This is a genomic window from Tengunoibacter tsumagoiensis (assembly GCF_003967535.1).
Lineage (GTDB): Bacteria > Chloroflexota > Ktedonobacteria > Ktedonobacterales > Ktedonobacteraceae > Tengunoibacter > Tengunoibacter tsumagoiensis.
The window spans coordinates 3093986-3110551 of sequence record NZ_BIFR01000001.1 but is presented as its reverse complement, the minus strand read 5'-3'; the positions used below and the strand labels follow the sequence as shown (position 1 = coordinate 3110551).

Genomic DNA, 16566 nt, shown 5'->3' with positions numbered 1-16566 from the left:
GCTCTGTCCAGGCAGGGCGCAAGAGGCCGCCCTCTTATTTGTTAATCGCCACGACAGTGACATCAAAGATAAGCGTAGCATTGGGTGGAATTGGGCCCTGACCCTGTGCCCCATAGGCCAGACTGGCCGGGATAATTAAACGGCGCGTCCCACCAGATTTCATACCAATCAGCCCTTCGTTCCAACCTGGTATGATCTGTGCCTGACCAAGCGGCGAAACATTGAATGGCTTGCCACCATCATCATATGAGCTGTCGAATTTCTTCCCGGTGCTCTGGACCCAGCCTGTGTAGAGCACGTCAACTGAATCACCAGCCTTGGCTGCTGGACCGACTCCTACTTTGGTATCAATATACTCAAGTCCATCTGCTTGCTTAACTGGTGTTCCTGACACCTGTGGCGGGGTATCTGCCGGTGGGGTCGGGGCTCCCACAACAGGGGTAGGCGTGATTGAAGCATGTGCGGTCGCGGTTGCATGCACATAGCCAGCCGCAACCTGATCGCTACTATACCGCTGATATTGCAAAATTCCGAGAATGGCAACTGCTATTAGCAATAAAGCAGCTATGATGGAACCTGCAATCTGCCAGCGCCGCCGCCGCCGCGCCTGACGCTGTAAGCGCTCTTGCTGTCGCTGTCCCGGCCGATATTTTCTCGGAGTTGGGGGGGGATCTTTCATCGTTTGCGCCATGGGATCATTCTCTCCTCTGCATCTTTGGCATACTGTAAACAGGATGAGGTTACCACTCTTTTCCCTTTCTGGCAAGTAGCCATTCACCCATGCAGGAACAGCATTTTTCTTATCCTTGACACTCTGGATACAATAATTATAAGTAAAAGCATTACTCGTCTGAACAGGTGAAGTAGGGGTAGGGATGATGCAAACAGAGAGAATAGATAATCGGTTAGAGAAAACCAGAAAACATTTTCTGCATACGGTAAAGCGTATCTTACGAGCTTCTCCACTCCTCTCTCAGTGCTCAATGTCCCCCAAAGAGCATTCGCTGTTTTTGCATACCCTGCTTACGCGCCTCTTTGTGCTGTTTTTTTTAGAAGATTCTGGCTGGTTAACAGAACTGTGCGATTCAGCGCTTATGGTAAGGCAAATGAGCCAGAAGTACCAGGGTGATGGTTCTCTCTATCGAGCTATTTTTTTACCGCTCTGCCATTCTCTTCAATCTCATCTTTGCTCACGTATACCAGAAGCTCCTTTTCATTCGCTTCTGGTGCTCTTCCGGCCTAACTCAATTGAGGATCAGTGTATTGTGACGGATGCATTGCTTCTTCAGTTGCACCAACTCTGCACTGCCTATCGCTGGAAGCTGACTGTTGGCCACGATGTTCAGGTAGATGAATTAGATACGCAGATTCTGTCTGCCCTGTTTGAGCAGCAAAGCGATCAAAAGGCTCAGGGAACCTATTACACGCCCGATGACGTTAGCGGCTATCTGGTCCATAAGACGCTTCTTCCTCATCTACTTCAGCTTTTTTTGCAGTCAGCGTCACAGTTCCATATCCTCTGTGGCCGTCTGTTAACCCAACAGCCCGAGCGCTATATCCCGGCTGCCCTTCAATCACCTCAACGCTTGCCAGAAGAGAGTGAACATGAATATCAGGCCCGCCAACAACGGTGCCATCGCCTCATTACTCTGCTCCAGGCTCAAAAGCTCGCTCACATTGATGAGTTAGTCACCTGTAATCTCGATCTTCTTCAGATGACGCTGGATCTTTTGCAAAGGCTCACCGATCCAGCAGAGCTCCTCTGCTTTTATGCACTTCTTGAGCAATTAAGCATTCTTGATCCAACCTGTGGCTGTGGAGCTTTCTTGTTGAGCGCTTTAAACACGCTTGAAGTTCTCTATACAGCATGCCTTGAACGGTTGTTTTCGTTGCCCCAGCCCGAGGATCTGACGGTTCTCAACCACTATATGACGCTCTGTGCTCTGCTTGAACAGGCTCCTAATCAGACCTATTTTATTCGTTCACAGATCATCGCTCACAACCTCTATGGAGTCGATCTCGATTCCGAAGCTGTGCAGCTCTGCCGTTTGCGACTCTCTCTGCTCCTTTTGGCCGGTCTTCCCCCATGTACTACGATAACGCGCTCTGATGTATGTCTGGAACGGATTCTGGTGGGCAATATGCTTATGAGCAAGACTACTACGAACCCGCCATGGGAGCAGATCTTTGCACCTGTCATTGCACAGGGTGGCTTCTCTCTTATCGTCGGCAATCCACCCTACATCGAATGTCACAATGCCGGGCAGCCTGTTGAAGCGATGAACTATGGCAATCTCTATGCAGCTATCATTGAAAGAGCTGTGCAGTTCAGTCGAGCTGACAATGGCTATATAGGGTTTATTGTCCCGCTTAGTCTGTGTGGAAGTGGCCGCTTTGAAAAATTACGTACCCTGCTTCTGCAACAGGCTCAACAGCTCTGGCTGGCAAACTTTGAGATCTTCCCCAATCGCCTCTTTGAAGGGGCCTTTCAACGCATCTCAATCTGCTTACTTCACCGCAGTAGATCCGTGACCACCAGCCGTTTGACCGTCACCAAGGTTCATCACTGGTACAGTGCAGAGCGCCCCTTCCTCTTCTCTCTTCTCAACTATGTTCCTGTACAGGACTATAGTCCACCAGCAGCGTTTCCTAAATATGCATCCTCGATCCATCAGACCATTATCTCTAAGATCAGTAAGCTGAATACGCATCGCACTATCGCAAGCGCTCTGTATCCACACCGCACTCCTTACTTTGTGTATTATCAAGAAGCGACCAATTACTGGCTAAAGGCCATCTGCCATATCCCCTTCTATAAAAAGAATGGGCAGGAGATGATGCCGCCTCATGGACGCATACTCTTTTTTGAGTGTGCACAGCAGGCTCTGACGGTAATGGCATTGATGAATAGCTCGCTCTTCTATAGCTGGTTCGCCGCTTTTTCGGATGGCTTTCACCTTGCCCATCAGCTCGTGACCTCTTTCCCGTTCCCGCTTGCTCTCTTCTCCAGTGGCGAGCTGGCCCATCAGGCCTGCCAGTTGGAAGAACAGATTCAGCTGTACGCACAACGCAGTACACGCAATCCCCGCGTTCCGCGCACATCCACAACAATCGAACTCACGGAATATCATATGGCTCCCACCAAGCCTCTCCTCGATGAAATTGATTGCACGCTCGCTCGGTATTACCACTTTACACAGGAAGAGCTTCTTTTCCTTCTTTCCTATGAGCTCAAATATCGAATGGGCCGAGGCTCTCTTATACATCATTCTATCGGAAAATAATTAATATTACCACTTTACAAATGATGCGCCAGAATTTATGATAGACACATGAAATTCTCTTTTAGGTAGACAAAAAATAATGGTACATAATCTTATTCGGGTGTCTATTCTACTTTTAGGGACAAATATATCGTGCCTATTCATGCTAAAAATGTGCATTCTACCACAGAAAAGATTACAAAGCAGTTCTATAATTCATTTAAAGATGAACGAACGCGCTTTCTCTCCTTTATACATGATCATGCTCCTCTCTCGACATCTGAAACTATTGAGAGCTACGCTCAACTGCTCTTCAATCGTTTGATGTTTCTTTACTTTTTGCAGCGGAAGGGTTTTCTGAATGGTGAGAGGGACTATCTTTCGGCACGGCTGGCGCTTTCACAACGTCTTCTGGGGAAAGATGCATTCTATCGCTCGTTCCTGCTGCGTTTCTTCGCCGAAGGGTTACATACCTCTGAACGTTCAGATGAACTGTTGACGTTGTTTGGCAAGCTTCCCTCTCTCGACTGTCGCCTTTTTACTCTCCGTAGCTGGGAGCTCCAGGGAGAGCTACGCTTTTGCATTCCCGATCAGGCTTTCGAGCACTTATTTCGCTTTTTTGATGGCTATGAGTGGCGTCTGACGGAAAGCCCGCATCTCCATTCACACGAGCTTAACCCGGCTATTCTGGGGGCAATCTTTGAACAATTCGTCAATCAGCGCCATATGGGCGCTTATTATACACAGCGAGATATAACCACCTATATTGTTATGAATACGGTTATCCCTGCTCTCTTTGACCAGCTTGAGCAGAGCTGTCCTGTTCTGCTTTTACCAGCGTCTCCGTTCTGGCGTTGCTTACAAGTACAGCCTGAGAGATATCTCGCTTCTGTCCTTCATACACCCACCGCACTCGCAGATGAGTCTATTGAGGAAGGCTTCCAACGGCGTGCTCATTATGATGAACTGGTAAAAAAATTACAGGCTGGAGTGATTACCTCGATCGATCAGTGCGTTACTTATAATCTCGATCTCTGCCAGCTAGCACTTGATGGGATACTCCACATTAGCAATCCCCTTCACCTGATGGCTTTTTATCGCTGCCTCCAGAAACTTACGATTCTTGACCCGGCCTGCGGCTCTGGTGCGTTCCTTGTGGCAGCGCTGCACCTGCTGGCCCCTCTCTATCGGACATGCATCAATCGTCTACAAGAAGCTTTTACTACCCATGAGCTCGCTGGAGCAGATCAGCCATTACCAGGCTCTGACTATGAAATACACGTATGGATTCTCACCCATAATCTGTATGGGATCGATATTATGCCTGATGCAATCGAGCTCTGCCAGTTTCATCTCTATCTCCATTTACTGGCCTGTGTCCAATCTACCAACGATCTTACCGCTCTCCCTTCCCTTGATTCACAACTTCAGGTTGGTAATGTTTTGCAGACGCTCACACCCTCTTTGCCTCTGCCTTTATGGTATCGTTCGTTTCTCCCTCTTCTTGACGATGGAGGTTTCCAGGCAGTCATTGGAAACCCTCCCTATGTAGAATATACAGGACAGAATTTTCCCTATACACTCCAGGATTTTTCAACGCTTGCATGCTCCAATCTCTACCCATGTATGATTGAGCGGGGATATCGCTTATTTGCACCTAACGGTCGCCATGGGATGATCGTTCCATTGGCAGCTTTTGCAACACGCAATATGCAGCCTTTTCTCGAAGGTTTTAAGCAGTGGTTTCCTACAAGCTGGGTCTCGTTTTATCACTTTCGACCTGCAATGCTGTTCTCAGGACAAAAGGTCGCCAGTATTCCCACAGCGATCTTTCTCGCTAAAACACAGGGCGAAACACAGCGCTTTAGCACACAGCTCCATAAATGGTCCCATGAACATCGTCATCTGCTCTTCGCGCGCTTGCGCTACTGTCCAGTTACGGCTCCCACCGATCCGGCCAATCAACATTATTATCCAAAGATATCACATGCTCTAGAGAATACGTTGCTCCAAAAAGTATTTCAGCATGTCTGTGTCAAACACTATCTCTCGGCTGTCGCTAATGAGAATCGCATGTTTTATCGCACAGCTGGCGGTCTGTATTGGAAGGTTTTTCTTAACTTTCCGTGGCCGTACAGTACCACTTCAAACAAGGTCTGCTCGTTTCAAGAAGCATACGACCGCGATATCTTTGTCGCCCTTTTTAATAGCTCGCTGTTCTGGTGGTATTACACGGTAACATTTGATACGTTCAATCTCAAAGATTATATGTTGTTTGGTTTTCACTTTACCTATCCCGAAGCAGGTCCAATCCGCCAGAGGCTCAAGGACTTATGCTCACTCTTAATGAAAGATTTCGCACGTCATGCTCAGCATCGTACCCGTGGCTCTACTGGCAGTTATACGATCTATGCCAGAAAGTCCAAGCCAATCATCGATGCAATCGATAAAACGCTTGGACAATACTATGGCTTTTCCGAAGCGGAACAGGCATTTATTCTTCGGTATGATCTCAAATATCGGTTGGGAGGCTATGACCTTCCTTCGTTTAATGATGAGATTACACTCTGATCGCTTTCTGCTACCTGTCTAAACTGTCTACTTTCGATTGTGAGAAAGCTATCAAAAAGAAAGAGCCAGGTGCCTTGCAGCAGGATGCCCAGGCCCATCCCCTGGCGGTCCTTACGTTCCTGATAGCGTCGCACTAACCAGAGACCACTTCCCATGTACAGTAGATCAAGTATGGCATTGAGAAAGACAATCCTCAAGAAGCTCTGGCTGCTGCGCTGCTGTTGCAGGGCTGATATCTCTCCTGTCTGTACCTTCTGGGCATTCTGCTGTGCGCTACGGCTGCCGAATAACGCAATAGCCGCATCGATCGCGCCCCATAACAGAAACTGGAGACCGAACTGCTTCCAAAAGACGTTCTTCTTCGTGCTTAATAACAGGCCTCCACTCAGGATGCTGCCAATTCCCCAGGCCGCGAGCACTGTCATACGCCTGTGCTGGTAGTGGTAAAAGGTTGTCTTCATTTGACGTCCTTCTTTCGTTTTGGGTACTAGACAAATGCTTTCCAAAAATTTAGTATTACTATGGGTGAAAAAATTGTATGTCTTCTCATCAATACATGACTTGTTCCTCTCTTACACAAAATGTCATTGTCTATCAGATGCTCTTTTTTTAAAGCGGATCTGTTAAACACGAACTATGGTGTGTTTTTGTCCATCTCCTGAAGCGGTTTTACCACAAGGAAAGGCTGTTGAACATGCAAAAAAGCCATTCACCCTGGCTTTTCTCTCGCCGTATTCGCACGCTGGTGATAGGATGCTCGTTTATCGTCGCTTTTGGGCTGGCCTTAGCTGCTCTGTGTGGGCCCCTCTTATTCATTCATTCTATCCCTCGCCCAACAAAGACATCCCCTACTCTTCAGGTTCACATGGGCTTTAATTCCAGTTATCGCACAAATTATTGGACACCCATTCTTGTGACTTTAACGAATACGGGTCCAACGTTTGAAGGGACGCTCTCCGTAAAAACCTATTCAGGCAGTTCAGAGGCATCTCTGATCGATATGGTCTCGCCCTGGAATTTTACGCAAGTGGTCTCTTTGCCACAAAATTCAAATAAACGCTTGACCCTTAATGTGCCGCACGCGATGGGTTTCTCAATCGCACGTGGCTTTCTTGCCTCTCTTCTCGATAGACAGGGCCATGTCGTTGCGTCCCAGGTAAGTGAAGACGGAAGCGAAATTAAATCCGGCGATCTGTTTGTTGGTATTCTTGCTGATGCAAATGCTGACTTTTCTCCTCTAGAGGCTATAAGCCTGCCAAATCAGACTACTATGCCTGCTCGCACGCTGTTGAATGCGAATACGTTCCCATCACAAGAGAGTCTTCTTGAAAATTTTGACGTGCTGCTGCTCGATGATTTTCCTACGGCCACTCTCAATAATCGGCAGATTGACGCATTGCGCAGTTGGGTCAATCGTGGAGGACTGTTGATTGAGGTCGGTGGGATTAATTGGCGACAGACGCTTGAGCCACTGCCACCTGATCTGCTGCCAATGGCGATCAATGGCCTTGGTCTTCTTCCCGACAGGACGCATCTGCTGCCTCTGACGGGACCGCCAATGCTCAATACCTCAACGGCCCCAGATACGACGCCCGATTCGGTGATTGCCAGCACTGCGACGATCAAAACACAATCCACCTTCTCAATGACGGAAACACTCCTTACAGCTCAGACCACAGCTCAGACCACACCTTTGATTGTGCAGTCACACCAGGGCTCGGGAAGCATCTATTATCTGGCGTTTGATCCAGCTTTACCCCCTCTCGATACATGGCCTCACACAAAAGATCTCTGGCAGATACTTTTCACTCATGGTCTGGGCAATGCTTTGATTATCTCTAATACAGCAGAAAATTATCCGACGGGACCGGGTGAGATCTTACGCAATGGTGGCCTGCTTCGCTTAATTCAACCTGAGACCTCTTTTCTCCCCTGGACCCTCGGGCTACTACTTCTGGCCTACATTCTGATCCTTGGGCCAGGGCGCATCTTTTTACAGAGACGCTGGAAACTCCCAACCTGGAGCACATGGCGTATTCTTATCAGTGGCATTGTTCTCTTTACGCTTCTTTCGTATGGCCTCGCCTTCTATCAGAAGGAGGCTTCGATTACTGCTAACAGTATTTCTCTGTTCGAGTTGGATCAGAATGGCACTTCTGCCCATATTACTTCTTACCATGGGCTCTATCTGCCCGATCAGGGAGATTTTACGATCCAGGTTCCTGGCGTAAACCTTTCCCAACCGCTCTCAGCACCTTTCTTTACGAAGAATCCAGCAATTACATATAAGGATGATACGCCAACAACCATTGTCACAACCAGGAATCAGACGACTCTACAGCTTCATAGCTCAGGGGCCTGGTCGCTTCACCCACTGATCTCAGAGCAGGACCGCCAGTTCTCCGGCTCGCTCTCAACCCATCTCTCACTCGTCAATAATCGGTTAAAGGGGACGATCTCTAATACGCTCGGAACAGCGCTGAACGATCTCTATCTCCTGTTCCCTCATACATTTGTAGCGCTTGGTGATCTTCAGAGTAATGAGACGCGCACTGTAGATCTTCCACTTCATAGTGCCCTTCCCGATAGCGGAGAGACCATTGCAGATCAGATTGCCCATCAAAATCATGTTACGCCCTCATATCCCACCGATGTCTTGCATCCACAGACTCAGTCGCAGTTACAGCGTCACAGTACTCTTTTATCGGCTCTGAGTGGGGGTGGATACAATTACCCTGCCTGCAATGGCTCCTGCCTCACCCATTCAATTCCTCGTCGCGGCAGCCTCTACATTACTGGTGGACAGGTGCCTAATCCCAAATTACGGATGGACTATGATCCTCTCTTGATTGTAGGAGCTCCCGCAACGCTCATTGGCTGGGCCGATCAGGCACCCGGTGGATCGCTTGCAGTCTCTGTCAATGGCTCATATCCAATGGGCACACAGACAAATTTTCTCCGCATGCCGGTCAATCTCCAGCTCTCAGGGCTCCTGCAGACCCCACTCAATTTTTTTACCGGGCACATTGTCAATATCCAAAGTTATGATGCTGCTATGATCTTACCAGGCATCTATACGATGTCGATGGGCTCGATGACGTTTGAATTGCCTCTGCCCAATCTTACACAAACGTATATCAACCATATCACAGTAACAGTACCGGATCTCATCGTGAATCCTTCAGGGGTTCCATCGGATCAGTCTACACGTACAAGCGCAATCCGCACGCAATTCTATAATTGGCAGACCAATACCTGGGAGGATATCCATCTTTCACAGAGCGTTTTTACTACGGATAATCTGGCCGCCTATGCTGGCAGCCAGGGGCGCATTCTGCTCCAACTCTCCAGTCGTAGCACCACCCAGATATTTTTTAGCAAACCCAGTCTGACGCTTAGTGGGGTCTCAGATCGCTAAAACATCCCTATGTCATGAACCACATTGTCCTCTGTTCATGATTAGCGTTTCGACTACAAATTCATCGGCTCTTGTCCTGGCCAGCATGCTCAGGAGCTAACCCAAAGAAAAAAGAATCTGTCGCCCGCTGTTTTGATCGCGAATCCCTCCTGATTCATTCATCAAAATGAAAGCACAGGCACAGAAAAAGCCGGGGTGAATGGTTCTAAAAGGGCTCCCTATGGTCAAAAAGCTCCATTTGTAGTACAGTACCGAATAGCTCAGCATTTAGAACGAAACGAGCGCAAAGAAGAGCACAGCAACAACTCCGTTTCGCCCAAAAGCCGGAAGGATACACAGGCCCGATAAGCGCTTCGCTCGTGCGTTTATATCTAGAGAAAAATAGTTCTGCCGGGCAGAGAGGATTGAACTGTTATGCGCGTCTGTGAATTTTGTGGAGCATCTTTACCAAACCATGCTGCTTTCTGTCGAGATTGTGGGCGCCCTCCGCGTCGCACATCCCCTCACTCTACGCAAAAAGCTGGAACAGGCAAATTGCAAGCCCAGTCCTCAGTACACAGTTCCAGCAACGATGATCAGGCTACCAAACTCAGCAATGATGATGAATTACAAACAATTCTTCACCAGGAGACTGGTTCGCTCCATAATACTGTCCAGGAGGATTCATTAGAGGATGATATGGACGATCATCCTATTCACTATGAAACCGTTCTCGATCTTGATAATGATTATCTCGACCACCCTACTCTCCATGCACCTGATGACTATCTTGACCGGCCAACACAACAAACATTTCCATCTTCTAACACGGATGAGGATCAACCTACCCTTCTTACAGATCAGCCCACTCTTCTTACAGATCAGTCCACCCTTCTTATGGATCAGCCTACTCTTCTTACAGATCAACCCACCCTTCTTAAGGAGCGTGCAGCCTTTGATTCTCTCACTGATGAGGAAGATGAGGAGGAAGAGCGCAAAGGCTTGATCGGCATTCCATTGTTTGATGGCTCTGGTCCTGCTCAGCGTGGAGCTCCAGTTGTCTCTCGTGCACCACGCTTGCAGGGGGCTCCCACCGTAACGCCCTCGCCTCTTTATCCTCCAGCAGCACCGCCCATCTACCTACCAAGAGGGCTCTCCACGCAGGGAGGAACGCTGCCTGGCGCATCCACTCCACCGGCACCATACCAGCCGGGAACGGGTAGCGGCCCCAAAAAACCACCCAGGCCAGCCCCAGGTGGCTGCTCACTCTGGATGATCCTGGTCTTTATCCCTCTTTTGATTCTTGCGGGCCTGTTTGGAGTTGGCTTTACCATCCTTGCACCTGCCCTTTCCCTGAGTGGAGGAACCAGTGTCGCCCAGGGTGGAAAATTTCATCTTCATGGCACAAATTTTGTCCCTCATCTCAACATTACACTGACACGCGATGATGGGATCTCACTACAGGTCGTTCAAGCTCCCTCGCCAATCAGACGTGTGCATCAGGCTGCTGTACAGACCTCTATACTGGAAGAACAACTGGTCAACGCACAGACTGACACAGCCTCATTAACAGCGTCGGATCGTGGAACCTTCGATGCCACGATCATTGTTGGATCGGATTGGCGACCAGGGCTCCATCGGATTCAGGCTAATGAAGGTCTCACCCCGCGCAGCGCGTCACTCTCTATCACGGTTACCGGAGATGGCACTACCCCAACCCCAACGGCCACTCCAACGGTGACCCCAACTGCCAGTGCAACAGCAACCCCAACGCCAACGCCGCAGCCAACAAGCACGCCAACACCTATCCCAGATGCACTCAGTGGCGTTACACCTAATATTGTTAATCTGGGCCCCATTGGTGAAGGGAGTAGCCAGACTGTCTCCTCGCAGGTTACCCTCACAACAACGGGCACAAATCTCATTCAGTGGACCGCCTCCTGGGACCAACAGAAGTCTCCCTGGCTGCAACTCGATCAAACATCCGGGCAGATACAAGCTCCAAATTCACAACAGGTAACGGTAAGTGCCCAGGGCTCAACACTGGCAGCCGGCAAATATCAGACAGTGGTCACATTTACAAATACAGCCAATCAACAGAGTGTCACGCTCTCTATCTCGCTCACCGTCCAGCAGGGATGCATTGGCGTCTCCCCTAATATGCTGCAATTCACTGGAGTAGAGAACACGCGTGATGATAGCCCACAATCTCTGCTCATTACCAATTGTGGTCAACAAATGAATACCTGGAATGTTTCCAGCAGTGATGCAACGGTCAACTGGCTTGATGTCAATCCACGCTCAGGAACGCTCAATGCAGGCGCAACACAGAATGTGATCGTTACTGCAACCAATATCAAGGCAAAGTTAAAGGCTGGCTCTTATCAGGTGCAACTGACCTTTGCCAATGGCTCCAGTCAGGTGACGGTGACCGTGAAACTGACGGTACAGCCCGCCCCACAATTACAGGTCTCTCCCACTGCACTCTCAAATGGCAGCACCCAGTGCGCGATCGACCGCCAGCAAAATTGGATCTGTAGTGTGACACTGACAAATCTATCGCGAATAGCCAGTCTGCCCTGGACCGCCAGTAGCAATGGGATCGCAGGTATCAAGTTTACCGATACGGCAGGAAATACACTCTCAAATGGCACTATCCCTCCAGGAACATCTCTGGTCATTAAGATCTCCATTCCTTCGACGGTGAATTCTTGCCAGGTCGCAACAACGTTCATTTTCACCGGGCCAGCCAACACCGTCACGGTTCCCTGGACCTGCACCATTATTGGGTGACATAATAATCTATCAGGCAAAGGATGAGACAAGCAATTATGGCAGAGCTACAAGATCCATTGCTCGGAAAAAAATTAGGGCCCTATCGCATTGAGGGGAAACTCGGTCAGGGTGGCATGGCCAGCGTCTATAAAGGTTCTCATACACGGCTCCAGCGCGATGTGGCCATTAAGGTGATCTCTTCACAGATCGCCGATCAGGCGGACTTCCAGGCTCGTTTTGAGCTGGAGGCCCGCGTGATCGCGAAGCTGGATCATCCAAATATTGTCTCGGTCTATGATTTTGGAGAAGAGCAGCATATTACCTATCTGGCTATGCAGTATATCGGAGGAGGGACGCTTCGCGATCGCTTACATGGTCAGAACCTTTCCTATCAACAGGCTATTACCTATACCTTACAGATGGCTCGCGCCCTCCACCATGCCCATCAACATGGCATTGTTCATCGGGATGTCAAACCACAGAATATGCTGGTGGATGCGAATAATGCTGATCATCTTCTGCTCTCTGATTTTGGCATCGCCAAGCTGTTTGATACACCAACAGATACGTCTCATTGGAATCCACAAGTGCCTCGACAGACACCTGCTGCGCCAGAATTGACCAGCATCGATCAAATTGTGGGCACCGCAGAATACATGGCTCCTGAACAGGCGCTACGACAGACGGTTGATGCTCGTACAGATGTCTATGCGCTAGGAGTGGTCCTCTTCTTGATGCTCACGGGACGCCCTCCGTTTCGCGCCAATACGGCAGTTGGCATTATACTCCAGCATATCCAGACCCCTCCGCCAGCAGTCCAACAGCTCAATCCACTCGTTCCTTCTGCCCTGGCTCAGATTACAGCCAGGGCTCTGGCAAAAGATCCAGCTGCTCGCTTCCAATCAGCTGAAGAGATGGCTCAGGCCTTAGAAATGACACAATCTGCACTTTCTAGCAGCTCTCTTGCTCCTGTTCCTCAAGTTGATAAACCAGTCTTTCTTCCCCCTGGTTCGGCACAGTCACAACCATCGGCCCGCAACTCAATCGCCCCATTTTATGCTCATCCTTTTGTGTCCGATAAACAGGCCGGACCAACAACGCTAACGGCTCCTCCAGTCGCGGCAGTGCCAGGTCTACGGCGCATTCCAACGAAACAAAGATCCCGTCCATGGCAATCGCTCATACCCCTTGTGATCCTGATCGCGCTAGGGGTGGCCAGCTGGCAACTCTTCCCTCTGCTTCACCTCTCCTTCTCACTTCCTGGAGGGAGCAATCAGACCATAACCTCGGCAAACTTTACAGAAAATTTCCAGGATAATCGACGCAATTGGAGCATGACAAATAATGGTCTGGAGGCTCAGATCTCCAATCATACCTATGAGATCACCGTTGATGATGATCAGAGCCATTTCCCTTATCCCCAGGACCAAAACGATCTTCCTCCAATCTTTACACTGAGTTCACAACTAACGCTGAATCATGGCAACACAGCTGCTCTCTATGGCATAAGCTTTAACCTGAATATTGATGATCAGAATCATCTGACAAGCTATTACGCGTTTGTCCTTGGCGGCGACGGTAAGACCTATGGCCTGTTAAAGTACAATACAGATACACAACAATCGGAAGCTATCAGTACTGGGAGCTCAACAGCTATTCACAATGCGACCAAAAATACGCTTAAAGTGAGCGCCAATCATGGCCATTTTCAATTTTTTATTAATGATCAGCTTATCGCTATCAACGGTCAGACAACGACAACTGATACCTCATATTCAGGTGGCAAAGTAGGTTTATTTTTCGCAGGCAAAGATGCAAACTTTTCCGTTGGTACGACTCAATTGAGCATTCTCTCCAAATAACCTTCCTGATAACCTCTCTTCGCTAGAAACGATATATTCGGGCTCCAGAGGCCGCTATGATTGTGGATAGACAATCATAGCGGCCTCTGACGACCTTCTCTCAGTACAGACTCTTCAGAAAATGGCTCAGATGCTCGATATCTCATTGATAGTGCAGTGTTTTCAATCCACTGTCTATCTATAGACATTTGAACATCCAATGTCATCTCTAGCCTTTCGTTTTCCACTGAGAAAATGAAAGTGCGTCAAAGGAGAGAAGTGTGGTAAAGCTCAACGAGAGACGAACATGTGACGTCTCCATTATTGTTCCACTCTACAATGAAGAGGAAAATGTTCCCCTGCTCCATGAACGCCTTCATGCGGTGCTGGTCCAGCAAGCATTTTCTTATGAGATTCTCTATATTGATGATGGGAGCCGTGATACCACTTTTGCGCAGTTGCAACGTGTGGCTCAGGCAGATCCACATGTGCAGGTCCTCCGCTTCCGCCGCAATTTCGGTCAGACGGCTGCGATGGCTGCCGGGGTCGAACACAGCTCAGGCCAGATTCTCATCTTTATGGATGGCGATCTACAAAATGATCCCTGTGATATTCCACGCCTGCTCGCAAAACTTGCAGAAGGGTTTGATGTCGTAAGTGGCTGGCGCAAAGATCGGCAGGATGCAGAGATGAGCCGTAAACTGCCATCACGGATCGCCAATCGGCTCATCTCGAAGGTTACTCATGTCCAGCTTCATGACTATGGGTGCTCACTGAAAGCCTATCGCTATGAGGTGTTCAAGCATATCCGGCTCTATGGAGAGATGCATCGCTTTATTCCTGCTTATGCAGCACTGGTAGGAGCCTCTATTACCGAGATTGAGGTCACTCATCATGCCCGGCAATTTGGTACATCAAAATACGGCATCTCGCGCGTCTTTCGTGTGATTCTTGATCTTTGCACCGTCAAATTCCTGGGAAGCTTTGCGACTAAGCCTCTCTATGCCTTTGGCATGTTTGGATTAAGCTCGCTCTCATTAGGGCTCTGCTTCTCCATTTATGCACTGGGACGCACGCTCCTCCCCATTCGCCAGGGACACAGTCGCCCAACCATCTTCCCTCTCTCGCTCTTGCTCTCCGGCTTTGGAATTCTCACACTCCTCCAGGGCTTACTGGCAGAGCTCCTCATGCGCACCTATTATGAATCACAACAGAAATCCATCTATGTCTTAAAAGAGCATCTTCATGGCAGAGCCGTCTCAGAGCGTAAAGAGACTGATAATCAGGAGAAAACGCGACAGAATGGAAAAGAGAGTAGCTTGATCCATCCCTAATCTTTCTTCTTTCGCCTCCGATGATAGCTCATAGTAGAGCTATCATCGGCTCCTCTAACAATTGCCTTTTTCCTCTCAAAATACACAATGTGTTGGTAAGAACAATTCATGAAAGGAATTTTCGCGTGAAGATACTTATGTTAGCCCCACAGCCCTTCCTGGAAGAAAGGGGGGCTCCATTTGCTGTCTATCATCATATTAAGGCGCTGATAAGCATGGGCTTTGAGATTGATCTCGTGACCTATCATCTGGGAAAACCTGTCAATCTACCAGGCCTGCGAATTATTCGTATCCCTTCTCTGCCCGGGATCAAAAGTGTGAAGGTTGGCCCCTCTCTGGCAAAAATACCGCTGGATCTTTTGCTCTGCATTGTCGCTCTCTGGTGCTTATGTAGCAAACGATATTCGTACATTCATACCCATGAGGAGGCGGGTGTTTTAGGAATGATTCTGGGCTCGCTCTTTGGTTTGAAACATCTTTACTATATGCATTCCGATCTATCACAGCAGATTGTCAGTAGCGAATTTACGACTAACCCCCTGCTCATCCAATTGGTGAAGTTTGTTCAAAAACTGATGGTTCGCCATGCTGATGCCGTCATTGCCATCTGTCCTGATATAGAGACAAGTGCTCGCCAGATGTCGCCATCAACGCCCATCTACATGATCGAGAACTCTGCTGTCGACGAGAACTTGCCTGTTCCTCATCCACGTGAAGTGGCACAGTTACGCTATGAGCTAAATCTTGGCTCAGGGCCAGTGCTGCTCTATACGGGGACACTCGAAAGTTATCAAGGCATTGATATGCTTCTACACAGCATCCCAACGGTGCTTTCAACGCAGCCTGATGCACAGTATCTGCTGGTTGGTGGTCAACCAGAACAGGTTGAAAAATTTACAAGAATGGCTCAGGAGTTAGGGATCAGTCATGCTGTTACCTTTACGGGACAGCGACCACTTGCAGAGATGCCACTCTATATGGCGGTGGCGGATATTCTGCTCAGTCCACGCAGTAAGGGCACCAATACCCCTTTAAAACTCTATACCTACTTGCGTGCAGGGAAGCCCATTCTGGCGACCGCCATCTTTTCTCAGACGCAAGTATTGAGCCTCGAAACTGCTATGCTTGTTCCTCCCACTGCCGAGGGAATCGCTCAAGGAACGTTAAAGCTCTTACAGCACCCCCAATGGGCGGCAACACTGGGAGTACATGCCCAACACTTTGCCGAGTCTCATTATAGCTGGCCTGTTTTCCTGGAGAAGAGTACACAGGTGCAACGGGAGTTCGCTGCTGAAGCTTTAACGCGAGAGACGACTGAGGAACGTGCGAAAGATCTCTCCTGTGTCGCCTGACCTCTTTTTACTCTTCTGAAAATAAAGGTTTCA

General features: G+C 48.9%; 9 protein-coding genes. 7 read left to right on the top strand and 2 right to left on the bottom strand.

Annotated features, from left to right (window positions below; all coding sequences use genetic code 11):
- Nucleotides 1–34: 34 nt before the first annotated feature.
- The gene (locus EL628_RS12285; protein WP_218028903.1) at nt 35–691 is read right to left on the bottom strand and encodes an FKBP-type peptidyl-prolyl cis-trans isomerase; all 657 of its coding nucleotides are present in this window, start codon (nt 689–691) and stop codon (nt 35–37) included.
- Between the two features lie 184 nt (nt 692–875).
- On the opposite strand from EL628_RS12285, the gene EL628_RS12280 reads away from it, so the two are divergent.
- Both EL628_RS12280 and EL628_RS12275 read left to right on the top strand, forming a co-directional pair.
- A complete protein-coding gene (locus EL628_RS12280; RefSeq protein ID WP_126580233.1) occupies nt 876–3284 on the top strand; it encodes an Eco57I restriction-modification methylase domain-containing protein in 2409 nt (802 codons plus the stop codon).
- A gap of 132 nt (nt 3285–3416) precedes the next feature.
- Nucleotides 3417–5834 carry an Eco57I restriction-modification methylase domain-containing protein gene (locus EL628_RS12275; RefSeq protein ID WP_126580232.1) on the top strand — a complete coding sequence of 806 codons (2418 nt, stop codon included), beginning with the start codon at nt 3417–3419 and terminating at the stop codon, nt 5832–5834.
- On the opposite strand, the gene EL628_RS12270 is transcribed toward EL628_RS12275, so the two are convergent.
- On the bottom strand, nt 5795–6295 hold the full coding sequence (locus tag EL628_RS12270; protein WP_126580231.1) for a DUF6992 family protein: 501 nt from the start codon (nt 6293–6295) through the stop codon (nt 5795–5797). The genes EL628_RS12275 and EL628_RS12270 overlap by 40 nt on opposite strands.
- A 233-nt stretch (nt 6296–6528) precedes the next feature.
- On the opposite strand from EL628_RS12270, the gene EL628_RS12265 reads away from it, so the two are divergent.
- The 5 genes from EL628_RS12265 (at nt 6529) to EL628_RS12245 (ending at nt 16533) form a co-directional block, all read left to right on the top strand.
- Nucleotides 6529–9252, top strand: coding sequence for a DUF8815 domain-containing protein (locus EL628_RS12265; RefSeq protein ID WP_126580230.1), 2724 nt, complete (start codon nt 6529–6531; stop codon nt 9250–9252).
- A 414-nt stretch (nt 9253–9666) separates the two neighbouring features.
- Entirely contained in the window at nt 9667–12024 is a 2358-nt protein-coding gene (locus EL628_RS30130) for a BACON domain-containing protein (RefSeq protein WP_126580229.1), read from the top strand.
- A gap of 38 nt (nt 12025–12062) precedes the next feature.
- Nucleotides 12063–13868 carry a serine/threonine protein kinase gene (locus EL628_RS12255; RefSeq protein WP_161975456.1) on the top strand — a complete coding sequence of 602 codons (1806 nt, stop codon included), beginning with the start codon at nt 12063–12065 and terminating at the stop codon, nt 13866–13868.
- A 260-nt stretch (nt 13869–14128) separates the two neighbouring features.
- Entirely contained in the window at nt 14129–15181 is a 1053-nt protein-coding gene (locus EL628_RS12250; RefSeq protein WP_126580227.1) for a glycosyltransferase family 2 protein, read from the top strand.
- 125 nt (nt 15182–15306) lie between these two features.
- Entirely contained in the window at nt 15307–16533 is a 1227-nt protein-coding gene (locus tag EL628_RS12245) for a glycosyltransferase family 4 protein (protein WP_161975455.1), read from the top strand.
- Nucleotides 16534–16566: the final 33 nt, after the last annotated feature.